The organism is Lelliottia sp., assembly GCF_045627565.1.
Classification (GTDB): Bacteria; Pseudomonadota; Gammaproteobacteria; order Enterobacterales; family Enterobacteriaceae; genus Enterobacter.
The window spans coordinates 198,203-223,666 of the sequence record NZ_JAZQNX010000001.1 but is presented as its reverse complement, the minus strand read 5'-3'; the positions used below and the strand labels follow the sequence as shown (position 1 = coordinate 223,666).

At 53.7% G+C, this 25,464-nt stretch carries 23 protein-coding genes; 15 read left to right on the top strand and 8 right to left on the bottom strand.

All coding sequences use genetic code 11. From position 1 onward, the window contains the following. The first annotated feature begins 228 nt into the window (after nucleotides 1-228). The 6 genes from ACKI5T_RS01165 (at nucleotide 229) to fdnI (ending at nucleotide 8,725) form a co-directional block, all read left to right on the top strand. Complete coding sequence (locus tag ACKI5T_RS01165; protein WP_407434996.1) at nucleotides 229-3,285, top strand: FAD-binding and (Fe-S)-binding domain-containing protein; 3,057 nt, start codon at nucleotides 229-231, stop codon at nucleotides 3,283-3,285. After that, the gene (gene menI / locus ACKI5T_RS01160) at nucleotides 3,282-3,692 is read left to right on the top strand and encodes a 1,4-dihydroxy-2-naphthoyl-CoA hydrolase (RefSeq protein ID WP_012017142.1); all 411 of its coding nucleotides are present in this window, start codon (nucleotides 3,282-3,284) and stop codon (nucleotides 3,690-3,692) included. Before ACKI5T_RS01165 ends, menI begins: the two co-directional genes overlap by 4 nt. A 95-nt stretch (nucleotides 3,693-3,787) precedes the next feature. Then, on the top strand, nucleotides 3,788-3,982 hold the full coding sequence (locus ACKI5T_RS01155; protein WP_012017143.1) for a YdiH family protein: 195 nt from the start codon (nucleotides 3,788-3,790) through the stop codon (nucleotides 3,980-3,982). Nucleotides 3,983-4,143: 161 nt separating this feature from the next. Further along, complete coding sequence (fdnG, locus tag ACKI5T_RS01150) at nucleotides 4,144-7,194, top strand: formate dehydrogenase-N subunit alpha (RefSeq protein ID WP_407434994.1); 3,051 nt, start codon at nucleotides 4,144-4,146, stop codon at nucleotides 7,192-7,194. Between the two features lie 12 nt (nucleotides 7,195-7,206). Continuing rightward, nucleotides 7,207-8,094 carry a formate dehydrogenase subunit beta gene (gene fdxH, locus ACKI5T_RS01145; protein WP_407434992.1) on the top strand — a complete coding sequence of 296 codons (888 nt, stop codon included), beginning with the start codon at nucleotides 7,207-7,209 and terminating at the stop codon, nucleotides 8,092-8,094. Further along, a complete protein-coding gene (gene fdnI / locus ACKI5T_RS01140; RefSeq protein WP_407434990.1) occupies nucleotides 8,087-8,725 on the top strand; it encodes a formate dehydrogenase-N subunit gamma in 639 nt (212 codons plus the stop codon). Before fdxH ends, fdnI begins: the two co-directional genes overlap by 8 nt. Nucleotides 8,726-8,786: 61 nt before the next feature. Here the strand turns inward: fdnI and fdhF are convergent, their stop codons facing one another. From fdhF to ycgZ, 4 genes are all read right to left on the bottom strand, one after another. Continuing rightward, nucleotides 8,787-10,937, bottom strand: coding sequence for a formate dehydrogenase subunit alpha (fdhF, locus tag ACKI5T_RS01135; RefSeq protein ID WP_407434988.1), 2,151 nt, complete (start codon nucleotides 10,935-10,937; stop codon nucleotides 8,787-8,789). Between the two features lie 203 nt (nucleotides 10,938-11,140). Next, complete coding sequence (locus ACKI5T_RS01130) at nucleotides 11,141-11,419, bottom strand: biofilm/acid-resistance regulator YmgB/AriR (protein ID WP_186754264.1); 279 nt, start codon at nucleotides 11,417-11,419, stop codon at nucleotides 11,141-11,143. Between the two features lie 36 nt (nucleotides 11,420-11,455). Further along, the gene (locus ACKI5T_RS01125; RefSeq protein ID WP_407434985.1) at nucleotides 11,456-11,776 is read right to left on the bottom strand and encodes a hypothetical protein; all 321 of its coding nucleotides are present in this window, start codon (nucleotides 11,774-11,776) and stop codon (nucleotides 11,456-11,458) included. A gap of 96 nt (nucleotides 11,777-11,872) precedes the next feature. Then, nucleotides 11,873-12,112, bottom strand: coding sequence for a regulatory protein YcgZ (gene ycgZ, locus ACKI5T_RS01120; RefSeq protein ID WP_012017150.1), 240 nt, complete (start codon nucleotides 12,110-12,112; stop codon nucleotides 11,873-11,875). A 342-nt stretch (nucleotides 12,113-12,454) separates the two neighbouring features. On the opposite strand from ycgZ, the gene ACKI5T_RS01115 reads away from it, so the two are divergent. Beyond that, nucleotides 12,455-13,675 (top strand): diguanylate phosphodiesterase, encoded by a 1,221-nt coding sequence (locus tag ACKI5T_RS01115; RefSeq protein ID WP_407434983.1) that lies wholly within the window; start codon nucleotides 12,455-12,457, stop codon nucleotides 13,673-13,675. Between the two features lie 187 nt (nucleotides 13,676-13,862). Beyond that, a complete protein-coding gene (locus ACKI5T_RS01110) occupies nucleotides 13,863-14,600 on the top strand; it encodes a MerR family transcriptional regulator (RefSeq protein WP_407434981.1) in 738 nt (245 codons plus the stop codon). 30 nt (nucleotides 14,601-14,630) lie between these two features. On the opposite strand, the gene ACKI5T_RS01105 is transcribed toward ACKI5T_RS01110, so the two are convergent. After that, on the bottom strand, nucleotides 14,631-14,903 hold the full coding sequence (locus tag ACKI5T_RS01105) for a YqjD family protein (protein ID WP_012017153.1): 273 nt from the start codon (nucleotides 14,901-14,903) through the stop codon (nucleotides 14,631-14,633). A 371-nt stretch (nucleotides 14,904-15,274) separates the two neighbouring features. Between ACKI5T_RS01105 and sufA the strand changes: the two genes are divergently transcribed. The 7 genes from sufA to ACKI5T_RS01070 all read left to right on the top strand — a co-directional run bounded on the left by sufA (nucleotide 15,275) and on the right by ACKI5T_RS01070 (nucleotide 21,908). Further along, nucleotides 15,275-15,643: a Fe-S cluster assembly scaffold SufA gene (gene sufA, locus ACKI5T_RS01100; RefSeq protein ID WP_012017154.1), complete on the top strand. Its 369-nt coding sequence runs from the start codon at nucleotides 15,275-15,277 to the stop codon at nucleotides 15,641-15,643. Between the two features lie 8 nt (nucleotides 15,644-15,651). Continuing rightward, a complete protein-coding gene (gene sufB, locus ACKI5T_RS01095) occupies nucleotides 15,652-17,139 on the top strand; it encodes a Fe-S cluster assembly protein SufB (RefSeq protein ID WP_133632395.1) in 1,488 nt (495 codons plus the stop codon). Between the two features lie 16 nt (nucleotides 17,140-17,155). Further along, entirely contained in the window at nucleotides 17,156-17,902 is a 747-nt protein-coding gene (gene sufC / locus ACKI5T_RS01090) for a Fe-S cluster assembly ATPase SufC (RefSeq protein ID WP_059178153.1), read from the top strand. Further along, complete coding sequence (gene sufD, locus ACKI5T_RS01085) at nucleotides 17,877-19,148, top strand: Fe-S cluster assembly protein SufD (RefSeq protein WP_407434978.1); 1,272 nt, start codon at nucleotides 17,877-17,879, stop codon at nucleotides 19,146-19,148. The genes sufC and sufD overlap by 26 nt, the downstream gene beginning before the upstream one ends. Then, complete coding sequence (gene sufS, locus ACKI5T_RS01080; RefSeq protein ID WP_407434976.1) at nucleotides 19,145-20,365, top strand: cysteine desulfurase SufS; 1,221 nt, start codon at nucleotides 19,145-19,147, stop codon at nucleotides 20,363-20,365. The genes sufD and sufS overlap by 4 nt, the downstream gene beginning before the upstream one ends. A 14-nt stretch (nucleotides 20,366-20,379) precedes the next feature. After that, complete coding sequence (gene sufE / locus ACKI5T_RS01075) at nucleotides 20,380-20,796, top strand: cysteine desulfuration protein SufE (protein ID WP_012017159.1); 417 nt, start codon at nucleotides 20,380-20,382, stop codon at nucleotides 20,794-20,796. Between the two features lie 98 nt (nucleotides 20,797-20,894). Next, nucleotides 20,895-21,908 (top strand): L,D-transpeptidase family protein, encoded by a 1,014-nt coding sequence (locus tag ACKI5T_RS01070; protein ID WP_407434974.1) that lies wholly within the window; start codon nucleotides 20,895-20,897, stop codon nucleotides 21,906-21,908. Nucleotides 21,909-21,972: 64 nt separating this feature from the next. On the opposite strand, the gene ACKI5T_RS01065 is transcribed toward ACKI5T_RS01070, so the two are convergent. The 3 genes from ACKI5T_RS01065 to ACKI5T_RS01055 form a co-directional block, all read right to left on the bottom strand. Continuing rightward, nucleotides 21,973-22,209 carry a major outer membrane lipoprotein gene (locus ACKI5T_RS01065; RefSeq protein WP_012017161.1) on the bottom strand — a complete coding sequence of 79 codons (237 nt, stop codon included), beginning with the start codon at nucleotides 22,207-22,209 and terminating at the stop codon, nucleotides 21,973-21,975. A 307-nt stretch (nucleotides 22,210-22,516) separates the two neighbouring features. Next, on the bottom strand, nucleotides 22,517-23,938 hold the full coding sequence (pykF, locus tag ACKI5T_RS01060; RefSeq protein ID WP_012017162.1) for a pyruvate kinase PykF: 1,422 nt from the start codon (nucleotides 23,936-23,938) through the stop codon (nucleotides 22,517-22,519). A gap of 378 nt (nucleotides 23,939-24,316) precedes the next feature. Continuing rightward, nucleotides 24,317-25,462: a trans-sulfuration enzyme family protein gene (locus ACKI5T_RS01055; protein WP_407434971.1), complete on the bottom strand. Its 1,146-nt coding sequence runs from the start codon at nucleotides 25,460-25,462 to the stop codon at nucleotides 24,317-24,319. Between the last annotated feature and the right edge of the window lie 2 nt (nucleotides 25,463-25,464).

The window sequence follows — 25,464 nt, the reverse complement described above, 5'->3', positions numbered from 1 at the left end:
GGATTCTGCCCGTAATTCTGCCGAGCGTATAAGAAAAAAATGTGATACAAACATTCAGACACAACGCAAACGATTATCTCCCGTCATATTTCATGCTGTAGGTGCGTTGGTTGGGTGCGTTTATCCCCGTTAAAGCATTAGCTCTACGCCAGGGTCCACGCCGTTACCAGCCGCAATCAGTGCGAACTATCCAGGGAGTTCACCACTTAATAATTAGGGTCGACAGTAATGATCCCATTGATTTCTCAGGCACCCGGCGTCGTTCAGCTGGTACTGAATTATTTGCAAGCACTGGAGCAACAGGGTTTTACAGGTGATACCGCCACTAGTTACGCCGACAGGCTAACGATGGCGACCGACAACAGTATCTATCAGTTACTTCCCGATGCCGTCGTTTTTCCGCGTTCTACCGCAGACGTGGCGCTTATTTCGCGTCTGGCAGCGCAGGAACGTTTCGCGTCGCTGGTCTTTACCCCACGCGGCGGCGGAACCGGCACCAATGGTCAGGCCCTGAATCAGGGCATCATCATTGATATGTCGCGCTATATGAACCGTATTATTGAGATCAATCCCGAAGAGGGTTGGGTGCGTGTTGAAGCGGGCGTGATAAAAGACCAGCTCAACCAGTTCCTGAAACCTTACGGCTATTTCTTCGCGCCGGAACTTTCGACCAGCAACCGCGCCACCATTGGCGGCATGATTAACACCGATGCCTCCGGGCAGGGGTCGCTGGTTTACGGGAAAACATCCGATCACATTCTGGGCGTCCGTGCGGTGCTGTTGGGCGGCGATATTCTCGATACTCAGGTGATGCCGGTTGAACTGGCTGAAACGCTCGGGAAAGACAATACCGCGGTCGGGCGAATTTACCGTACCGTGCTGGATAGCTGTCGCGATAACCGTCAGCTCATTATCGATAAATTCCCGAAACTCAACCGCTTCCTGACCGGTTACGACCTGCGTCATGTCTTCAATGACGATCTCAGTGAATTTGATTTAACCCGCATTCTGACCGGGTCCGAAGGCACGCTGGCGTTTATCACTGAAGCGCGTCTGGACATTACCCGGCTGCCGAAGGTGCGCCGTCTGGTCAACGTCAAATATAACTCTTTCGATTCCGCACTGCGCAATGCGCCGTTTATGGTCGATGCGCGTGCACTGTCGGTGGAAACCGTTGACTCTAAAGTGCTCAACCTGGCGCGGGAAGATATTGTCTGGCATTCGGTCAGCGAGCTGATTACCGACGTGCCGGATAAAGAGATGCTCGGGCTGAACATCGTTGAATTTGCGGGCGATGACGCGGATCTGATTGAAAGTCAGGTGTCGACGCTATGCAACCGTCTTGATGAGCTGATCGCCACGGGCGAAGGCGGCGTGATTGGCTGGCAGCTGTGCAACGATCTCTCGGGCATCGAGCGCATTTATGCGATGCGTAAAAAAGCGGTCGGTCTGCTGGGCAACGCCAAAGGGGCGGCCAAGCCGATTCCGTTTGCGGAAGACACTTGCGTACCGCCGGAGCATCTGGCGGATTACATCGTTGAGTTTCGCGCGCTGCTCGACGGCCATGGCCTGAGCTACGGCATGTTTGGCCATGTGGATGCGGGCGTGCTGCACGTCCGTCCGGCGCTGGATATGTGTGATCCTCAGCAGGAGATGCTGATGAAGCGCATCTCTGACGAGGTCGTCGCGCTCACGGCGAAATACGGTGGTCTGCTGTGGGGCGAGCACGGTAAAGGGTTCCGCGCAGAGTACAGTCCGGCATTTTTTGGCGAGCAACTGTATGGTGAACTGCGCAAAGTGAAAGCGGCGTTTGACCCGGATAACCGCATCAATCCGGGCAAGATTTGCCCGCCTGAGGGCGTTGACGATCCGATGATGCAGGTCGACGCCGTGAAGCGTGGCACCTTCGACCGGCAGATCCCGATCGCGGTGCGTTCATCCTGGCGCGGCGCGATGGAGTGCAACGGCAACGGTTTGTGCTTTAACTTCGATGTGAAAAGCCCGATGTGCCCGTCGATGAAAATCACCAGCAATCGCATTCACTCCCCGAAAGGGCGCGCGACGCTGGTACGCGAATGGCTGCGTCTGCTGGCGGATCGCGGTGTCGATCCGCTTAAGCTGGAAAACGCGCTGCCGGAAAAACGCGCGAGCCTGCGCACGCTGATTGAACGCTCCCGAAACAGCTGGCATGCCAGTAAAGGCGAGTACGATTTCTCGCACGAAGTGAAAGAGGCGATGTCCGGCTGTCTGGCCTGTAAAGCCTGCTCGACGCAATGCCCGATCAAAATTGACGTGCCGGAGTTCCGCTCGCGCTTCCTGCAACTTTATCACTCTCGCTATCTGCGCCCGATGCGCGATCATCTGGTGGCGACGGTTGAAATCTATGCCCCGCTAATGGCGCGCGCGCCGAAAACCTTCAACTTCTTTATCAATCAGCCGCTGGTGCGCAAGCTGTCCGAAAAGCATATCGGCATGGTCGATCTGCCGCTGCTCTCCACGCCGTCTCTGCAACGCGAGCTGGTCGGACACCGTTCGGCCAATATGACGCTGGAGCAGCTGGAAACCCTGAGCGACGAGCAAAAAGCCAAAACCGTGCTGGTGGTGCAGGATCCATTTACCAGCTATTACGATGCACAGGTGGTCGCCGACTTTGTGCGCTTAGTGGAACGCGTGGGCTATCAGCCGGTGGTCCTGCCGTTCTCACCGAATGGCAAAGCGCAGCATATTAAGGGTTTCCTGAATCGGTTTGCCAAAACGGCGCAGAGAACGTCTGACTTCCTGAATCGCGTTGCGCAGCTTGGGATGCCGATGGTGGGCGTCGATCCGGCGCTGGTGCTGTGTTATCGCGATGAATACAAACAAACGCTCGGCGATAAGCGCGGCGATTTTAACGTCATGCTGGTACACGAATGGCTGCCAGCGGCGCTGCAACATGTTGCGACGCAGGAGACCAGCGGCGAATCCTGGTATCTGTTTGGCCACTGTACCGAAGTGACCGCGCTGCCTGCTGCACCTGCGCAGTGGGCGTCTATCTTCGCCCGCTTTGGGGCGAAGCTGGAAAACGTCAGCGTTGGCTGCTGCGGCATGGCCGGGACGTATGGGCATGAAGTGAAAAATCACGCCAATTCACTCGGGATTTACGAGTTATCATGGCATCAGGCGATGCAGCGTTTGCCGCGTAACCGCTGTCTGGCGACGGGATATTCCTGTCGCAGCCAGGTGAAACGCGTCGAAGGTAGCGGGGTTCGCCATCCGTTGCAGGCTTTACTGGAGATTATGGGATGATCTGGAAACGCGAAGTCACGTTACACGCGCTCAATGCCATGGGCGAAGGCAACATGGTCGGGTTGCTCGATATTCAGTTTACGCGTATTGGCGCAAACGATATTGAGGCCACCATGCCCGTGGATCACCGCACGCATCAGCCGTTCGGTTTGCTGCACGGCGGGGCGTCGGTGGTCCTTGCCGAAACGCTGGGATCGGTTGCCGGGTATCTGTGTACCGAGGGCGAGCAAAAAGCCGTCGGGCTTGAGGTGAACGCCAATCACATCCGGTCTGTGCGCAGTGGACGCGTGCGGGGAGTGTGCCGGGCTTTGCATGCGGGAGGCCGTCATCAGGTGTGGCAAATTGACATTTTCGATGAGCAGGATCGTCTGTGCTGCTCTTCACGGCTGACGACCACCGTGGTTTAAGTAACGGTAAACATCTGCAACAAATTGTCTCTGGTCAAAAAGTGGGCAGTAAAAAGTGTTATACTGGTCAGGTTTTGTACACAAGAGAGGATGTTATGGATACCGAATTGAACCCAGCCATACTGGCAGTAGAATTTTTACGTCGCGATAAGAGCAACTTGTCTCCGGCACAGTACCTGAAAAAGCTTAAACAGCTTGAACTGGAATTTGCCGACTTGCTCGCGCTCTCTTCGAATGAATTAAAAGAAGAGATCTATTTTGCCTGGCGGTTGGGCGTTCACGTCCATTAATGTTCGATACCTGATAAAAAGGTCGCTGAGGCGGCCTTTTTTGTTTTTTACTCCCATGTGATCTCACCTCTTATAACCACAAATAGATAATGGTTTATCCAGCTTAATAACCCTATAATCTCCGTCCCTTTTCCCGTCTTAAGTTTTAAGCTGGAGGATACATGGAGTTTAGCCGGAGGCAGTTCTTTAAGATCTGCGCGGGCGGTATGGCAGGAACAACTGTTGCATCTCTCGGATTTTTATCATCTTTTTCCGCGATCGCGGAAACACGTCAATACAAACTCTTAAAAGCAAAAGAGACGCGTAATAACTGTACATACTGCTCAGTGGGCTGCGGCATGATCATGTATAGCCTCGGAGACGATGCCAAAAACGTCAAAGAAAGTATCTATCACGTCGAAGGCGACTCGGATCACCCGGTCAGCCGTGGCTCGCTTTGCCCGAAAGGGGCAGGGGTACTGGATTACATTCACAGTGATACCCGCTTGCTATATCCCGAATACCGCGCGCCAGGGTCTGATAAATGGCAGCGCATTTCATGGGATGACGCCATTGAGCGCATCGCCCGCCTGATGAAAGCGGATCGTGACGCTAACTTTATCGAAAAGAACGCCCAAGGGCTGACGGTCAACCGCTGGACGACCACGGGCATGCTCTGTTCGTCGGCGGCCAGCAATGAAACCGGTATTCTCGACGGAAAATTTGCCCGCGCGCTGGGCATGGTGGCGATCGACTGTCAGGCGCGCTTGTGCCACGGTCCAACCGTTGCCGCGCTGGCACCGACCTTTGGTCGCGGGGCGATGACCAATAACTGGGTTGATATCAAAAATGCCAACGTGGTGTTGATCATGGGCGGCAACGCGGCGGAAGCCCATCCGGTCGGCTTTAAATGGGTTGTTGAAGCGCAGACCAAAAACGACGCCACGGTGGTAGTGGTCGATCCGCGCTTTAACCGCAGCGCGGCGGTGGCCGATCTGTATGCGCCTATTCGTGCCGGGTCTGACACTGCGTTTCTGCTGGGGGCCATTCGCTATTTGATCGCACATGACGCCATCCAGCACGAATACGTCCGCGCCTACACTAACGCCAGCCTGATTATCCGCGACGACTATGCGTTCGATGACGGTCTGTTCAGCGGCTATGACGCCGAAAAGCGTCAGTACGATAAATCGAGCTGGTTCTATCAACTGGACGAGCAGGGCCACGTGCAGCGTGACGATACGCTTAGCCACCCGCGCTGCGTCTGGAATCTGCTTAAAGCGCACGTCGATCGCTATACGCCGGAGATGGTGAACCGCTTGTGCGGCACGTCGATTGATGATTTCAACCGCATTTGCGCGATCCTCGCCAGCACCAGCGTACCAGACCGCACCGCGACAATCTTGTACGCACTGGGCTGGACGCACCACTCGGCGGGGGCACAGATAATACGTGCGGCGGGTATGTTGCAACTGCTGCTGGGCAATATCGGCATGGCAGGCGGCGGCGTCAACGCCCTGCGCGGTCACTCCAATATTCAGGGCTACACCGATCTGGGGTTGCTCTCGACCAATCTGCCGGGTTACATGCCGCTGCCGTCCGAAAAACAGCCGGATTACCAGACCTATATCTCGCAGATCACGCCGCCATCGCTGGGGCTGAACGAAGTGAACTACTGGCAAAACACGCCGAAGTTTTTTATCAGCATGATGAAAAGCTTCTGGGGTGAGCATGCCACGGCGGACAACAACTGGGGCTACGACTGGTTGCCGAAATGGGATCGTTTGTATGACGTAATGACCCAGGCCAAGCTGATGCTCGACGGCAAAATCAACGGTTACATCGTTCAGGGCTTTAACCCGCTGGCGGCGTTCCCGGATAAAAACAAATCGTCCCGCGCGCTCTCGAAGCTCAAATACATGGTGGTTATCGATCCGCTGGTCACCGAGTCGTCGACCTTCTGGCAGCATCACGGTGAGATGAACGACGTGAATCCGGCAGATATTCAGACCGAAGTCTTCCGCCTGCCATCGTCCTGTTTTGCGGAAGAAGACGGCTCGATTGCCAACTCTGGCCGCTGGCTGCAATGGCATTGGGCGGCTGCTGAGCCACCGGGTGAAGCGATGCACGACGGCAAAATCCTTGGTCGTCTGTTTACGCGCCTGCGCGAACTCTATCAGGCCGAAGGCGGGGCAAACCCGGCGCCGGTGCTGAACATGTCCTGGGATTACAAAAATCCGCGCGATCCGCATCCGGAAGAGATTGCCCGCGAAGCCAACGGCATGGCGCTGGTGGATTTGTTTGATGACAAAGGCCAACTGGTGGCGAAAAAAGGCCAGCAGCTCAGCAGTTTTGCGCAGTTACGCGATGACGGCACCACCAGCAGCTTCTGCTGGGTGTACTGCGGAAGCTGGACCGAGCAGGGCAACCAGATGGCGAACCGCGATAACAGCGATCCGTACGGGCTGGGCTGTACGCCAGGCTGGGCGTGGTCGTGGCCGGCAAACCGTCGCATTCTGTACAACCGCGCCTCTGCCGACGCGGCCGGGAAACCCTGGGATGCCAAACGTGCCTTGCTGCACTGGGACGGTAAAAAGTGGACCGGTCAGGACGTGGCGGATTACAACGCCTCGGCACCGGGTAGCAACGTCGGGCCGTTTATCATGAATCCAGAAGGGGTGGCGCGCCTGTTCTCCATCGACAAGATGAACGACGGCCCGTTCCCGGAACATTACGAACCGATTGAATCGCCGATTGGCACCAACCCGCTGCATCCGAATGTCATCTCTAGCCCCGTCGCGCGCATCTTCAAAGAAGACCTGCCGAATATGGGCAAAGCGGATGATTTCCCGTATGTCGCCACTACCTATTCGATCACCGAGCTGTTCCGTCACTGGACTAAGCATGCGCGGCTCAACGCAATTGCACAGCCGGATCAGTTTGTCGAAATTGGCGAAGCGCTGGCGCAAGAGAAGGGCATTGTTGCCGGGGATGAAGTGAAAGTGATGTCGAAACGAGGCTTTATCAAAGCAAAAGCGGTGGTTACTAAACGCCTACAAACCCTGACCATTGATGGTCGCAAGGTCAACACCGTGGGCATTCCGTGTCACTGGGGCTTTGAGGGGGCAACGCGTAAAGGCTTCCTGGCCAATACGTTGACGCCATCCGTGGGGGACGCCAACTCGCAGACGCCGGAGTACAAGGCGTTTTTAGTCGACATCGAGAAGGCGTAAGGGAGGCCACGTATGTCCATGCAATCACAAGATATTATCAAGCGCTCGGCCACTAACGTCTTCACGCCTCCGCCCCAGGTGCGGGACTTCAAAACCGAAGTCGCGAAGCTTATCGATGTGTCGACCTGCATCGGCTGTAAAGGCTGTCAGGTCGCCTGTTCCGAATGGAACGATATTCGCGACGAAGTGGGGGTGTGCGAAGGTGTCTACGACAACCCAATGGATTTGAGCGCCAAATCCTGGACGGTGATGCGTTTTAGCGAAACCACGCAAAACAACAAGCTGGAGTGGCTGATCCGCAAGGACGGCTGCATGCACTGCGCGGACCCTGGCTGTCTTAAGGCCTGTCCGTCTGCCGGAGCGATTATTCAGTACGCCAACGGGATCGTGGATTTTCAGTCCGATCACTGCATCGGGTGCGGATACTGCATCGCCGGGTGTCCGTTCAACATTCCCCGTCTGAATCCTGACGATAACCGCGTCTACAAATGTACGCTGTGCGTGGATCGCGTGAGCGTCGGCCAGGAGCCGGCGTGCGTCAAAACCTGTCCGACAGGCGCGATTCATTTCGGCAGCAAAAAAGAGATGCTGGAGAGGGGGGAGACGCGCGTGGCGCAGCTCAAAAAGCGCGGCTATACGAATGCGGGTATCTACAACCCGCAGGGCGTCGGCGGTACGCATGTAATGTACGTTCTGCACCATGCCGACCAGCCGGAGCTGTATCACAATCTGCCCAACGATCCGAAAATCGACGTCCCGGTCAACCTGTGGAAAGGCATTCTCAAGCCGCTCTCCGCAGCCGGATTTGTCGCTACGTTTGCCGGGCTGATTTACCACTATATCGGTGTGGGGCCCAACAAAGAGACGGACGACGATGAAGAGGAGAACGATCATGAGTAAGAGCAAAATGATCCTGCGCACCAAGTTTATCGATCGCGCCTGTCACTGGACGGTGGTGATCTGCTTCTTCCTGGTCTCGCTCTCCGGGATAGCACTCTTTTTCCCGACGCTCCAGTGGCTCACTCAGACCTTCGGCACACCGCAAATGGGGCGTATTCTGCACCCGTTTTTTGGCGTGCTGATTTTCTTCGCATTGATGTTTATGTTTGTACGTTTCGTGCACCACAACATCCCGGATAAACAGGATCTGCCCTGGATCAAAGGGATTGTTGAAGTGCTGAAAGGCAATGAACACATAGTGGCGGACGTCGGTAAATATAACGCCGGACAGAAAATGATGTTCTGGAGCATTATGAGCATGATTTTTGTGCTGCTGGCGACGGGCGTGATTATATGGCGTCCCTATTTTGCCCATTATTTCCCGATGACGGTGGTACGCTGGAGTCTGTTAATCCACGCCACGGCGGCGATTATTTTGATCCACGCCATCCTGATCCACATGTATATGGCGTTCTGGGTGAAAGGGTCGGTCAAGGGGATGATTGAAGGGAAGGTGAGTCGTCGTTGGGCGAAAAAACACCATCCGCGCTGGTATCGCGAAGTTGAAGCGAAAGAGCAACACAAAGAGTAAGCGATAAAAAAGAGGCTCGCACTGGCGAGCCTCTTTGCTGTTCATTCCCGTGAATTCTCTGCTAAACGTTTACCGCACTGATTAACCGCGATTTCATCGATTGATAGGCCGACGCGGCATAATCTTCCGCCCAACGCTGATCGTCGATCGGCTCAAGTTTAACCGCACAGTATTTGGTTTCGGGCGTTTTGGAAATCGGATCGAGATTATCCTGGGTCAGTTCATTGCACGCCCCAATCCACCACTGATAGGTCATGTAGACCGCACCGGCGTTGATACGCTCGCTGACGCTGGCACGGGTAATCACTTTCCCACGACGCGAACGCACCCACACCAGTTGTCCATCCGCAATGCCCAACGCGTCGGCATCCGCCGGGTGAATCTGCACGCGCCCCGGCTCATCGGCCAGACTTTGCAACGCCGCGCAGTTACCGGTCATCGAACGGCAGGAGTAATGGCCGACTTCACGCACGGTGCAGAGTACCAGCGGATAATCCGGGTCCGGCACTTCGGCAGGCGCACGCCACGGGGCGGCGAACAGCTGACCTTTGCCGCTCGGCGTATCGAACTGATTATCTTTGTACAGGTACGGCGTACCCGGGTGATCCAGCGTCGGGCACGGCCACTGAATATGCCCCATCTCGCCCATTTTTGCGTAGGTGACGCCGTAAAACAGCGGGCACAGCTCACGCATTTCGTCCCAGATTTGCTGGTTGGAATCGTAATGCATCGGATAGCCCATTTCGCTGGCCAGCAGGCTGATGATCTCCCAGTCGCGTTTGACGTTGCCAGTGGCATCGATCGCTTTGCCAAAACGCTGGAATCCGCGGTCGGCGCAGGTGAATACTCCGCCGTGCTCTCCCCAGGACGTCGCAGGCAACAGCACGTCCGCCACTTCCGCCGTTTTGGTCATGAAGATATCTTGCACCACAACGAAATCGAGTGCCTCGAACCCGCTGCGCACCAGACCCAAATCGGCTTCGGTCTGTAGCGGATCTTCACCCATGATGTAATAGGCTTTCACTTTGCCTTCCAGCGCCAGATGCGGGACTTCGGTGATGCGAATGCCTGGCTCATCGTCCATTTTGTTGGCGTCGATTCCCCACGCGTCAGCAAATTTCTGCCGCATTTCGGGATCGGTGACATCCTGATAGCCCGGGAACATGTTGGGCAGCACGCCCATATCACACGCCCCCTGCACGTTATTTTGGCCGCGAACCGGGCCGACGCCAACGGCTGGGCGACCGAGATTTCCGGTCAGCAGCGCCAGGCTGGAAAGCCCTTTTACCACATCTACCGCTTGCCCAAACTGCGTCACGCCCATGCCCCACATCACCGTGGCTGACGGTGCCGCTGCAAAGGTGCGCATCGCCTGACGCACGTCCCGCGCGGGAATGCCGGTCAGGTGCTCAACCTTTTCAGGAGCATAATCTTTAACGGTCTCACGATAGGCATCGAGACCCTCAGTAAAGCGTGCGACGTAGGTTTTGTCGTACAACTCCTCTTCCAGTAGCACGTAGCCGAACGCATTGACCAGCGCCATATTGCTACCGTTTTTGAGCGGTAGATGTTGATCGGCGATGCGGGCGGTTTCGATACGACGCGGATCGCAAACGATGATTTTCGCGCCGTTCTGGCGCGCTTTCAGCACGCGGCGCGCCACGATAGGGTGAGAATCTGCACAGTTATAGCCAAACACCAGCAGGCATTTTGAGTTCTCGATATCGTTAATGGAGTTGCTCATCGCCCCGTTACCGAGCGTTTGCTGCAAACCTGCAACGGACGGGCCGTGACATACGCGCGCGCAGCAATCCACATTGTTGGTGTTCAGTACGGCGCGAGCAAATTTCTGCATCACGTAGTTGGTTTCATTACCCGTTCCGCGCGATGACCCGGTGGTCATAATGGATCGTGGGCCGAATTGTTCTTTGATCGTTTTCAGTTTGCTGGCGGTGTAACGAATCGCCTCTTCCCAGGTGACAGGCGTAAAGGCATCACCTTTGTTGTAGCGGATCATCGGTTGGGTCAGACGAGGGGTGAGGAGCCGGGTATCGTTCAGGAAATCCCAGCCGTAAAAACCTTTCAGGCACAGCGTACCCTGGTTGGTGACGCCATCGGCGGCTTCGGCACGGATAATACGATTGTTTTCGACAACGAGATTTAGTTTACAGCCTGCACCGCAGTAAGGGCAGACGCTTGCGACTTTTTTCATCAATAACAGACCTGTTAAGAAATGAAGAGAGGTTCACCAGGACACACTCTCGAAAGCAAGACATAAGCAGAATCCATGCCATCTATTCATTGCTTTGATATATCAGGGTTTATTGATGGGTTTGTTGCTAAGAAGCGCGTGTCATCGTCATGATGCTCGACACATTTGACGATGACACGTAAACAGGGAGTGACGTGCGGGCCTTAAATATCATCCATGGTATAGCCAACAACGATTTCCAGCGTTTTGCGAATCACATCGGCGCGAACCACATCGCTGGTTGATTCGAGAGCATGAATCAGCCATAAAATGAGTCCTTTATTGGTGACATGCCCATCACTGGCCAGAACGCCGCGCACCGCAGCGGAAAAAATTGCAGCCTCATCGGCAAACCGATCGCCTGCGGTACGAAAATATTCTGCAACTGCACTGTCGAAGCTTGCTGTCGTAAATTCGGGCTGAACCTGAATATTCTGTCTCATTTATTCTCACCGTGATGGTTAAGTGGCGGTTGGCAGTCAATGTATTTTCTTTGGATCAGCAGGCTTTCCGTTGCTAAATAAAGGAACAACATTGTTTTTATTGGTCCGTTGAGATCCCTCTCGATTCGCTGGGTTTTGCACGGCTTTGTAATGTTTAAACGCCACATCACTGCCGCTTATTTCCGCAATAACCTCTGCTATGGCTTCCCGCCGCTCAGGATCCTTTTCATGAACTTTCATGTTCCGTAATCTTTGCGTTAATGCATGCGTATTGATGGGGCCGTTCTCTTTCAACAGCGAAAGAACGGCTTCACCAATAAGCTCGTCAACCATTTTGTCTACACGACGTCTATTCATAACAGCATCTCTGATCGCCTGGTCTTTGTTAGCCTTCAGCGCTCCCTCGTCCCGTTGACTGACAAACCAGGAAATCTGTTAATTGTTTTGCGAACTTCAGCGATCAAACAGTAAACCGATAAGTGTTTGATAATGTTTCTCTTCTTCCACATCCGATGCATCTTCAAGACGGCACAGGAGCTTGGCACACAGCGTCTTGCGATTCAGGCTACGCCCGTCACGCAGGATTTCGACTACCACCTGTCCGAGCGTCTCCTGCTGGGTAGGCAGGGCGGCCTTGTCAAAGTACTGTGCAATGGCAGTGGCGGCATCGGGTTGATATCCGTTCTGGCGCATGTTTCGATCCTGTAAAAATGAGTAATCAGTAACGTTACAAATAAGGTATACACTTTTCTTAAATCTGTACATTAAAAATGTACAGATTTTTCATATTTCTTCACTTTTTATAACATGATTTATATAAATCAATACGTTACGTTTATCAGGAATGCAGGATTATGCAAAGGATATATTGTACAACGTATATGCCAAAACAAAGTTGTACAAGCCGGAAAAACGGAGCAAAAAAACACCTAAATCCTTGAGCTGTAAATTATTTGTTAAGCAACTAATATGGTATAACAAGCGATATTCACACCATTTGCATGTGTGACCCACTCAAAGACACCCTGGAAAATCATGCTCACAACCATTATTTACCGCAGTCATCTCTGCGCGAACGTTCCAGTTAAATCTCTGGAAAAAATGGTCGAGGCAGCCGCCGATAAGAACCGGCACTCGGACGTCACAGGGATTTTATTATTCAACGGAATGCACTTTTTCCAGCTGCTCGAAGGGCCGGAAGAAAGCGTCAGGCGTATCTACGAGCATATTTGCCAGGACACCCGGCACTACAATCTGGTGGAGTTGCTTTATGACTACGGTCCGTCAAGACGATTTGGTCATGTCGGCATGGAACTCTTTGATCTGAGGCGCTACGACAGGGAAGAAGTGCTTCAGCAGGTGCTGAATAAAGGCACAACCCGCTATCAGCTTACGTACAACGATCGTGCGCTACAGTTTTTCCGCACCTTTGTCGAAGCCACTGAAAAAGAAAACTATTTCGAAATCCCACCTGGCGATACCTGGGAATTTATCCCCGAAGAGGATGCGTTTTCGCGCCAGCCCCCGGTGATTGCTAAAGGGGCAGACTGTAGCTTTGCGTTTCAGCCCATTGTTGACCCGCTGACGCAACAGGTTGTCTCCTGGGAAGCGCTGCTGCGTACGCCGTCTGGTGGTTCACCGGCCGTCTATTTTGAGTCGCGGACCGGGAATGCGATTTACGAGTCGGATCTCAAAAGCAAGCAGGTCGCGCTGTCGATGGCGAGTGCGCTGGGCCTTGAAGGGCAGACGTTATCCCTGAATCTGTTGCCGATGACGCTGGTCAATGTGCCGAATGCCGTCGATTTCTTGCTGAAAGAAATCGCCGCCAATGGTCTGGTGCCCGAGCAAATCATTATTGAATTCACCGAAAGTGAGGTGATTTCGCGGATCAACGAATTCAAAGGGGCGGTCCGACAGCTTAAGAGCGCCGGGATCAGCGTGGCGATCGATCACTTTGGTGCCGGTTTTGCGGGCTTGCTGCTATTGGCGCAATTCCAGCCTGACCGTATCAAGATCAATCGCGAGCTGGTTGCGGATGTGCATAAAAGCGGTCCGCGCCAGGCGATTGTTCAGGCCATTATCAAATGCTGTGCCTCGCTGGAAATTCAATTTTGCGCCGTGGGTGTTGAAAAGGCGGAGGAGTGGATGTGGCTAGAATCCGCTGGAATTTCCGAGTTTCAGGGGCATCTTTTTGCCAGTCCGAAACTGGGAGGCATTCCGCCGATTGCCTGGCCAGAAAAGAAATTCGATTTCTAACGTTGCCGTAAATCTCCCTCATGCTAAGCGATACATGTCGTAAAGTTTGTACAACAATGCATAAACCTAATCCGGGTTTGTAAGACTAATACTTGCTGTCATCCGGGTTCTTAGTTATACATTTCGTTTGTACAATCTGATAAGGTTAGTTAGTTTTAGTATGGAAGTATTGAGCGTGAGGGAGCTAATGGCCTATTACAGTATCGGCGAAGTCGCCGAACGATGCGGAATCAACCCAGTAACCCTGCGTGCATGGCAGCGTCGCTATGGTTTGTTGAAGCCCCAGCGCAGTGAAGGCGGCCATCGCCAGTTCGATGAAGAAGACATTCTGCGCATCGAAGAAATCAAACGCCTGATGAAAAGCGGCGTTTCGGTTGGCAAGGTGAAACCCCTTTTGGGTGCGCAGGAACTGGTCACTGAGAGTAGCTGGACGGCATATCAGGAAGAGATGATGCTGGTTTTACGCTACGCCAGCCCGGCGAAATTGCGCGCCAAACTTGCTGACTTCCGTCGCGAACATTCCGTTGAAGCCCTTATCGATAATATTCTTGTTCCCGTCCGCCAACGCATGAGCCACGATCAAAATACGGTTCGCCACATGGCAAGTCTGTTAGACGGTGTACTCATTGAGGTTGCGGCGGCTTCCCTGGCGGAATCACGTAAAAAGTCAGGAAAAGACGCGCTGTTAATCGGTTGGGAATGTGAAGACCGCACACGCTTGTGGCTTGAGGCCGCCCGGCTTTCTCATAAAGGGTGGCATATTGACGTGTTAGCAGAGCCGATTGATTCCCCACGTCCGGAACTGTTCCCGGGGCAAAAGATTTTTGTCTGGACGGGTAAAGCCGCTACAGCACGTCAGCAGGAGCAGCTGGATCACTGGAGAGAGCAGGGGTTTGCGGTGTCGTTCCACGAAGTAGGATTGTAAAAAAGGCCCTTGCGGGCCAGAGTGAATGTTTTATTTACGCCCCATCAACAGGCCAATAATCAGGCCAATGGCACCTGCGGCCATCAATCCCGTCAACGGATTATCACGCACTCTTTCAGACACATCATCTGCAACATCCGACGCTTTGGCGGCATATTTTCGTGCTGCGCCTTTAAGCTGATGTTTAGGTGAGTCAACCGCAGCGCCAAACTGGGATTGTGCTTCTCCAGCAAGTTCGTCAGCTTTGTTAAAGGCTTTGTTCGCCAGGCGATCGGCTTCATTCTCAAAATCATGTGATGACATAGATAATCTCCTTTTGGTGTCTCCTAAAGTCTAGCGTCTGACGGCCAATTCGCTCGCGCAGCGCGCCATTTTCGCCCTGTTTCAGTATTTTCCTGGAAATTCTGCTCTGCCTATTTTAAAAATAGACATTTTCTATGCATCTTATGTAGGTTAACCCGTTGCCCCGATTAGCTTTTGCTAATCCATTATTTATCAATGTATTGGATTATTTTAACCAACGCTCCTGCCTGACGCGGCAGGGTCTATGCTTAAGTAAAGTAGCCAAAAAGGGCGATTAAGCCGAAAGCCCCTGCTGTCAGGGGGTTGAAGTGATAATCGTTATCACTAACATGGTGTTATGCCAGTAGTGGCTCAATAGATGAGGTGGACCTATGGAACTGCATTCAGAAACCTTTAACCCTGCTGATTTCGCCTGGCGTGGATTGACGCTGACGCCAACAGCGGCGGCGCAGATTCACGAATTAATCGATAAAAAACCGGAAATAGTGGGTTTGCGTTTAGGCGTGAAACAGACTGGCTGTGCGGGCTTTGGCTACGTGCTGGGTACGGTCACCGAGCCTGAGAAAGACGATCTGGTATTCGAAACGGACGGCGCGAAGCTGTTTGTCGCCCTCCAGGCCATGCCGTTTATCGACGGAACAGAAGTCGATTTCGTGCGCGAAGGCTTAAACCAGTTATTCAAATTTAATAACCCGAAAGCCCAGAACGAATGCGGCTGCGGCGAAAGCTTTGGGGTATAGGCGGTACTATGTCTCGTAATACTGAAGCAACTGACGATGTTAACACCTGGAGCGGCGGGCACCTCAATTACAAAGAGGGGTTCTTCACCCAGCTACAAACTGATGAGCTCGCAAAAGGCATTAACGAAGATGTCGTGCGGGCGATCTCGGCAAAGCGTAACGAACCTGAGTGGATGCTCGAGTTTCGCCTGAGCGCATTTCGCGCATGGCTGGAGATGGAAGAGCCGCACTGGCTGAAGGCGCACTATAAACATCTGGACTATCAGGATTACAGCTATTACTCCGCACCGTCCTGCGGGAGCTGTGACGATACCTGTGCCTCGCAGCCCGGCGCTGTGCAGCAGACCGGGGAAAACAGCTATCTGAGTAAAGAGGTGGAAGAGGCGTTTGAACAGCTCGGCGTGCCGGTCCGCGAAGGACGCGAAGTGGCGGTCGATGCGATTTTTGACTCGGTGTCTGTCGCCACGACCTATCGCGGCAAGCTGGCGGAGCAGGGCATCATCTTCTGTTCATTCGGCGAAGCGATCCACGATCACCCGGATCTGGTGAAAAAATACATCGGCACCGTTGTGCCGAGTAACGATAATTTCTTTGCCGCGCTTAATGCCGCCGTGGCCTCCGATGGGACGTTTATTTACATCCCGAAAGGCGTGCGTTGCCCAATGGAGTTGTCGACCTATTTCCGTATTAACGCCGAAAAAACCGGACAGTTCGAACGCACCATTCTGGTGGCCGACGAAGGCAGTTATGTCAGTTACATCGAAGGGTGTTCTGCGCCCGTGCGTGACAGCTACCAGCTGCACGCGGCCGTCGTGGAAGTGATCATCCATAAAGATGCGGAAGTGAAATATTCCACCGTGCAAAACTGGTTCCCTGGCGATGGCAATACTGGCGGTATTTTGAATTTCGTCACCAAACGCGCGCTGTGCGAAGGTGAAAACAGCAAGATGTCCTGGACGCAATCGGAAACTGGCTCAGCCATTACCTGGAAATACCCGAGCTGCATTTTGCGCGGCGATAACTCCATCGGCGAGTTCTACTCCGTGGCGCTGACCAGCGGACATCAGCAAGCCGACACCGGCACCAAGATGATTCACATCGGCAAAAACACCAAATCGACGATCATCTCGAAAGGGATCTCCGCCGGGCACAGCCAGAACAGCTATCGCGGCCTGGTGAAAATCATGCCGACGGCCACCAACGCACGCAACTTTACCCAGTGCGACTCGATGCTGATTGGCACTGACTGCGGCGCACACACCTTCCCGTATGTGGAATGCCGGAACAATACGGCTCAGCTTGAACATGAAGCCACCACCTCGCGCATCGGGGAAGATCAGCTGTTCTACTGCCTGCAACGTGGGATCAGCGAAGAAGACGCCATTTCGATGATTGTGAACGGCTTCTGTAAGGACGTGTTCTCTGAACTGCCGCTGGAGTTCGCCGTGGAAGCACAAAAACTGTTGGCAATCAGCCTCGAACACAGCGTCGGTTAAGGATTAAGGAAAGCACATGTTAAGCATTAAAGATTTACAGGTCAGTGTGGAAGATAAAGCGATCCTGCGCGGGCTAAACATTGAGGTTCGCCCAGGAGAAGTGCATGCCATTATGGGCCCGAATGGTTCCGGTAAAAGCACGCTCTCGGCCACGCTGGCCGGACGTGAAGACTATGAAGTCGTCGGCGGAACGGTTGAATTCAAAGGCAAAGACTTGCTGGAGTTGTCACCGGAAGACCGCGCGGGTGAAGGCATTTTTATGGCTTTCCAGTACCCGGTTGAAATCCCAGGTGTCAGCAACCAGTTCTTCCTGCAAACCTCTCTGAATGCGGTGCGAAAATACCGCGGCGAAGAAGAACTGGATCGTTTTGATTTTCAGGATCTGATGGAAGAGAAGATCAAACTGCTGAAAATGCCGGAAGATTTGCTCACCCGCTCGGTGAACGTCGGTTTCTCCGGCGGTGAGAAAAAGCGTAATGATATCCTGCAGATGGCAGTGCTTGAACCTGAGCTGTGCATTCTGGATGAAACCGACTCCGGGCTGGACATTGATGCGCTAAAAATTGTCGCTGACGGCGTGAATTCCCTGCGTGACGGCAAACGTTCGTTCATTATCGTCACCCACTACCAGCGCATTCTGGACTATATCAAACCGGATCACGTCCACGTGCTGTACCAGGGCCGTATTGTGAAATCGGGTGATTTTACGCTGGTCAAACAACTGGAGGAGCAGGGCTATGGCTGGCTTACCGAACAGCAGTAACGCGCTGCAACAGTGGCATCGCCTGTTCGAAGCGCAGGGCGAAACGCGTTCGGAATACGCGCAGCAGCATCTGCAGCACATGCTGCGCCTGGGCCTGCCCACGCGTAAGCACGAGAACTGGAAGTACACTCCGCTGGACGGCTTGCTGAACAGCCAGTTTGTCACGCGGCTGGCGGATGTCAGCCCGGCTCAGCGCGATGCGCTGGCGTTGAACATTGACGCCGTTCGCCTGGTGTTTGTTGACGGGTGCTTTAACCCGGCGCTCAGCGATAACACCGAAGGCAGCGGTTTTGATGTCGAGATCAACGATAATCGTCAGGCCTTGCCCGCACCCGTGCAGCCAGACGTGTTCCTGCATCTGACCGAAAGCCTTTCTCCGAGCGTGACGCACATTCGCATCAAGCGTAATCAGCGTCCGGCAAAACCGTTGCTTCTACTGCATATCACGCAAGGGCTTGAGGGCGACGAGGTCAACACCGCGCATTACCGTCACCACGTTGAATTGGCCGAAGGGGCCGACGCGACGGTTATTGAGCATTACGTCAGTCTTAATGAAACCGCACATTTCACCGGTGCGCGAGTGACGATGAACGTGGCGGCGAATGCGCATCTGCATCACATCAAGCTGGCGTTTGAGAACCCGGCGTGTCATCACTTTGCCCATAATGATCTATTTATGGCGGCCGATGCGGCGGCGTTTAGCCACAGCTTCCTGCTCGGCGGGGCGGTGCTGCGTCATAACACCAGCACCCAACTGAACGGCGAAAACACGACGCTGCGCATTAACAGCCTGGCGATGCCAGTGAAATCTGAAGTGTGCGATACGCGCACCTGGGTTGAGCACAACAAGGGCTACTGCAACAGCCGTCAGATGCACAAAATTATCGTCAACGACAAAGGCCGTGCGGTGTTTAACGGCATGATCAACGTTGCGCAACACGCCATCAAAACTGACGGGCAGATGACCAACAACAATTTGCTGCTGGGGCGTTTATCTGAGGTGGATACCAAGCCGCAGCTGGAAATTTACGCCGATGACGTGAAGTGCAGCCATGGCGCGACGGTCGGTCGTATTGACGACGAACAGATGTTCTATCTCCGTTCACGTGGGATCGATAAACAGGCCGCGCAGAAAATGATCATCTACGCGTTTGCCGCGGAGCTGACGGAAGCGCTCGGCGATGAAGAACTCAAACAGCAGGTGTTGGCGCGTATTGGTCAGCGTCTGCCTGGAGGCAAAGCATGAGTTTCCCGGTAGAGAAAGTGCGGGCGGATTTCCCTGTCCTGACCCGTGAAGTCAACGGTTTGCCGCTTGCCTATCTCGACAGCGCCGCCAGCGCGCAAAAGCCGAATCAGGTGATTGACGCCGAGATGGAATTTTACCGCCACGGCTATGCGGCCGTGCATCGCGGGATCCATACCCTGAGCGCAGAAGCCACTCAGCGCATGGAAAATGTCCGCACGCAGGTAGCGGCATTCCTGAACGCTCGTTCACCGGAAGAGCTGGTGTTTGTGCGCGGCACAACCGAGGGGATCAATCTGGTCGCCAATAGCTGGGGCAATGCGCAGGTGCATGCGGGCGATAATATCGTGATCACCCAGATGGAGCACCACGCCAATATCGTGCCGTGGCAGATGCTCTGTGAGCGCTCAGGCGCACAGCTGCGCGTCATCCCACTTAACGTGGACGGCACGTTGCAGCTGGAACAGCTCGACGCGTTGCTTGACGCGCGTACGCGACTGGTGGCAATGACGCAGATATCTAACGTTCTTGGCACCGCGAATCCGGTCGCAGAAATCATTGCGAAAGCGCATCAGGCTGGCGCAAAAGTGCTGGTGGATGGCGCACAGGCCGTTATGCATCACACTATTGACGTGCAGGCGCTGGACTGTGATTTTTACGTGTTTTCCGGTCACAAGCTGTATGGCCCAACCGGAATCGGTGTGCTGTATGTGAAAGACGATATTTTGCAGGCGATGCCGCCGTGGGAAGGGGGCGGATCGATGATTGCGACCGTCTGCCTGACGCAAGGCACGACCTACGCCAAAGCCCCGTGGCGCTTTGAAGCGGGTACACCGAATACGGGCGGGATCATCGGGCTGGGTGCGGCAATCGACTACGTTTCCACACTCGGATTGGATGCTATCGCCGAGTATGAAGCGTCGCTGATGCGCTATGCGCTGGCGGAACTGGTCAGCGTCCCGGATCTCACGCTGTACGGCCCTGACGCGCGTAAAGGCGTTATTGCCTTTAATCTGGGCAAACATCATGCTTACGACGTGGGCAGTTTCCTTGATAATTATGGCGTGGCGGTACGAACGGGTCACCACTGCGCAATGCCGCTGATGGCATTTTACCAGGTCCCGGCAATGTGCCGCGCGTCGCTGGTGATGTATAACACGACGGAAGAGGTCGACAGGCTGGTGACGGGGCTCAAACGCATCCATCATCTCCTGGGATAAGAGAGAGGCAAGACATGGCCGCGTTGCCGGACAGAGATAAGCTGTTGCGTAACTTTACCCGTTGCGCCAACTGGGAAGAAAAGTACCTGTACATTATTGAGCTGGGCCAGCGACTGCCGGTTCTCAGCGAAGAGGCGCATAACCCGGAGAATATTATTCAGGGCTGCCAGAGCCAGGTATGGATTGTGATGCGCCAGAACGACGATGGCGTGATCGAACTGCAGGGCGATAGCGATGCGGCGATTGTCAAAGGGCTGGTGGCCGTCGTTTTCATTCTGTATCACCAGATGTCCGCGCAGGATATTGTCGCCTTCGATATTCGCCCGTGGTTCGAACAAATGGCCCTGACCCAGCATTTAACCCCCTCCCGTTCACAGGGGCTGGAAGCGATGATCCGCGCAATCCGCTCCAAAGCCGCCAACATTAGCTAAACTAACAAAACAGCATTCATTCATGTTTCGCGAGGTGGTTCCCATCTCGCGGGTTTTTCAGCTTTCTGGCGTCCTGTCAGTGAATAAGGAATCTCAGCATGAAGCGCGCATCTCTTATTACTCTTTTACTGATTAGCTCTTTCGGTGGCCTTCATTCTGTCAGCGCGATGGATTACCCATTGCCGCCAGCGGGAAGCCGTCTTATTGGACAAAATCAAACCTATTCCATCCAGGAAGGGGACAAAAACTTGCAGGCCATTGCCCGACGATTTAATACGGCGGCGCAGCTGATCCTCGAAACCAATAATACGATTGCGCCAGTTTATCCAGCGCCGGGGACGGTGATTACTATCCCATCGCAAATGCTGCTGCCCGATACGCCACGCGAGGGCATTGTGGTGAACCTGGCGGAACTGCGGCTCTATTATTTCCCACCGGGTGAAAATATCGTCCAGGTCTATCCGCTAGGAATAGGGCAATTAGGGCTGGAGACGCCGGTCAGCACCACGCGTGTTAGCCAGAAGATCCCTAATCCTACGTGGACGCCTACAGCGGGCATCAGAGCGCGCTCACTGGCTCAGGGCATCAAATTGCCGCCGGTAGTACCGGCAGGGCCTAATAACCCGTTAGGGCGCTTTGCGTTGCGTCTGGGGATAGGTAATGGGGAATATCTTATCCACGGCACCAGTGCGCCGGATAGCGTCGGGCTGCGTGTCAGTTCTGGGTGTATGCGAATGAACGCGCCTGATATTAAAGCGCTGTTTGCGCAGGCTCGCGTGGGGACGCGCGTGCAGATCATCAATGAACCCGTGAAGTTCTCGGTAGAACCGGATGGCAGACATTACATTGAGGTGCACCGTCCTCTGGCTCAGGTAGAGGGCGAGAACCCGCAAACCACGCCAATCATCCACAACGCGGACTTTGCATCGTTTGCTTCTCAGGAAGGGAATGACAAGGCGCTGATCGACAAAGCGTTAACGCGTCGCGCGGGGATCCCGGTCGCGGTATCGGCCGGTAATGGCCCTTCTGCGAACAGTGCGGTGTTGTCGGTGCAGAACAATCGTGTTTCAGCGGCAGTCACTGAAGGCGAGCAGGACGTGGTGATGCAGTAGGTGTTCGCGGATAACAGGCAAAAAAAATGGCGCACAATGTGCGCCATTTTATTAACAGGTACTATTACTTACGGTATTTAGTAGCCTGGTTGTCCAGACGCTGGTTAGCGCGTGCTGCGTCGTCTTTAGCAGCCTGAACGTCAGAACGCATTGCGTTCACGTCGTTGCTCAGCTGGTCAACTTTAGCGTTCAGAGTCTGAACGTCAGAAGACAGTTGGTCGATTTTAGCATTGCTAGAACAACCAGCCAGCATAGTAGAAGCCAGGATTACCGCGCCCAGTACCAGTTTAGTACGATTCATTATTAATACCCTCTAGATTGAGTTAATCTCCATGTAGCGTTACAAGTATTACACAAAGTTTTTTAGGTTGAGAATATTTTTTTGATGGGAATACACCTATTTTTGATCGTTCGCTCAAAGAAGCAACGAATCTGGGCAATTCTTTAAAAAAGCTATGTAAAAAAAGAGAATTTTCATCGGATTCATCTTAGATAAATCGCTCTTAAATAGAAAAACCCGATTTGCTTTTTAAATAATTATGTTATTGCCACAAATAAAAAAGCGCCCCGAGGGGCGCTTTTTGCGAAAACAATTCGTTTGTTAATGATTACAGCACGTGAACAGATGCCGTATTGGTGGTGCCACTTGGAACCAGTGCACCAGAAACCATCACAACAACGTCGCCTTTACGTGCCAGACCACGATCAACCAACTGCAGAGCAACTTCTTTACCCAGACGGTAGAAATCGTCGGTAGACGCGATCTCTTTTACCAGGTGCGGAATCACGCCTTTGCTCAGAACCAGCTGACGCGCAGTGGTTTCGTTGGTGGTCAGCGCCAGGATGGTCGCGCTTGGGAAGTATTTACGCACGGCTTTCGCAGATTTACCGCCCTGGGTCGCCACAACGATCAGTGGCGCGTCCAGTTTTTCAGCAGTTTCTACAGCACCACGGCAAACGGCTTCGGTGATGCGCATCTTACGGCTGTCGTTGTTGCTGTCCAGACGGCTGGTCATCACGCGGTCAGTACGCTCGCAGATGGTTGCCATGATGGTCACAGCTTCCAGCGGGTATTTACCCTTCGCGGATTCACCAGACAGCATTACTGCGTCGGTACCATCGATGATGGCGTTCGCGACATCGCCGGCTTCAGCACGGGTAGGACGCGGGTTTTTGATCATAGAATCAAGCATCTGTGTCGCGGTGATCACCACTTTACGCGCACGAACACATTTTTCGATCATCATCTTCTGCGCGAAGATAACTTCTTCAACCGGGATCTCAACGCCCAGGTCGCCACGCGCAACCATGATGCCATCTGACGCTTCGAGGATTTCGTCGAAGTTGTTCAGGCCTTCCTGGTTTTCAATCTTGGAGATAATCTGGATGTTCTCGCCACCGTGCGCTTTCAGGTGTTCACGGATTTCAACAACGTCAGAACGCTTACGGATGAAAGAAGCCGCAACAAAGTCAACGCCTTGTTCGCAACCAAAGATCAGGTCCTGTTTGTCTTTTTCAGCCAGCGCTGGCAGAGCGATAGAAACGCCTGGCAGGTTAACGCCTTTGTTCTCGCCCAGGTCGCCGTTGTTCAGCACTTTACAAACAACGTTTTTGCCTTCGATCGCGGTAACTTCCATACCGATCAGACCATCGTCTACCAGTACGGTGTTGCCAACAGACAGATCGCTGGTGAAGCCTTCATAAGTCACAGCCACGATGTCGCTGTTACCCACAACGGTTTTATCCGTGGTGAAAGTGAAGGTCTGACCGGCTTTCAGGGAGACGTCATTACCGCCTTCCAGTTTGATGGTGCGGATTTCTGGGCCTTTGGTATCCAGCAGGATGGCTGCTTTTTTACCAGACTTGCTCATCACGTTGCGCAAGTTCTGAATACGCTGACCGTGTTCAGCATAGTCGCCGTGAGAGAAGTTCAGACGCATTACGTTCATGCCGGCGTCCAGCATTTTGCTCAGCATCTCTTCAGATTCGGTTTTCGGGCCGATGGTGCAAACAATTTTCGTCTTTTTCATGACAGTCTTAGTCTTTTAAGTTGGGAAGGATATGGGAATCTCGCTCCGGGGGCGCACTGCCGCGGAGTCAAACCTGTGTTGCGAAATTTTAAATGGCACGCACTAAGGATAGGTGACATCAAATGAGCGTGCAGAAGAAAGTGTGCCTGAGTATCAGCCCAACGAAGGAGAGGAGAAATTTTACGTTGTTTTTTGTATTCCAAGGGCTGAAACCATTCACCAGGGATTAGGCGCGCATTATACGCTGATTTTCAGACAAAAGGAAAATGGAAACGGCGTTTCAAAAATAATCTGTGCAGATTCACATAAGATTGTTATCAACGCGTTAAGGTGCAAGAGCAGGTTGTTGCGGCAGATTAGCACTCTGCCGCGAAATGCTTAAATTGTCAGCGCCTGCTCCAGGTCGGCAATCAGGTCGCTCGCATCCTCTATTCCGACAGACAGGCGAATCAGTTGCGGAACAATACCGTTTGCCAGCCGCTGTTCGAGGGGAATGGACGCGTGCGTCATGCTGTAAGGCTGGCTAACAAGGCTTTCTACACCGCCCAGGCTTTCGGCCAGCGTAAACAGCTTCAGCTTACGGATAATGTCCGTTGCCCGTTGCGCATCGCCTTTCACCACCACCGAAATCATCCCGCCGGGCAGTGCCATCTGGGTGCGGGCCAACTGATAATGGGGATGAGATTCCAGCCACGGGAACCAGACTTTTTCAATTTGTGGATGCTGCTCCAGTCGTTGCGCAATCGCCAGCGCATTCGCACTGTGCTTTTCCACGCGCAACGCAAGAGTACGAATCCCGCGTAAGGTCAGAAAACTGCTGAATGGATCGAGGACGCCGCCAATCGCGTTTTGCAAATAGCCCAGCTTTTCTGCCAGAGCGCTATCACTGCCGACCACCGCCAGCCCTGCGACTACGTCCGAGTGGCCGTTGAGGTATTTCGTCGCGGAATGCACCACGATATCAAAACCAAACTCCAGCGGACGATGAATAACCGGTGATGCAAAGGTGTTATCCGCGACGCTAATAATGTTATGGCGACGGGCGATAGCGGCGATCCCCGCTAGGTCGGCCAGTTTCAGCAGGGGGTTGGTCGGCGTTTCCACCCAAATCATTTTGGTCTCGGGGCGGATGGCCGCGTCCAGCGCGGCAAGATCGCCGGGCTTCACCCAGCTAACCTGTAAGCCTGTACTGCGTTTGCGCACATTTTCGATCAGGCGATACGTTCCACCGTACACATCGTCAATCGCGACGATATGGCTGTCTTTATCCAGCAGTTCCAGCACGGTGGCGATGGCCGCCAGTCCTGATGCAAACGCAAATCCGCGTGTACCGCTCTCCAGTTCAGCGATGGCGGTTTCCAGCGCATGACGAGTCGGATTTCCGCTGCGGGAATATTCGTATCCGGTGTGCTCGCCGGGCGAGGGTTGCGCAAACGTCGAAGTGGCATAAATCGGCGGCATCACCGCGCCGTGCTGATCGTGAAACTCGCCGCTGTGGACGCTTAACGTGGCCAGTGTTTTCATGG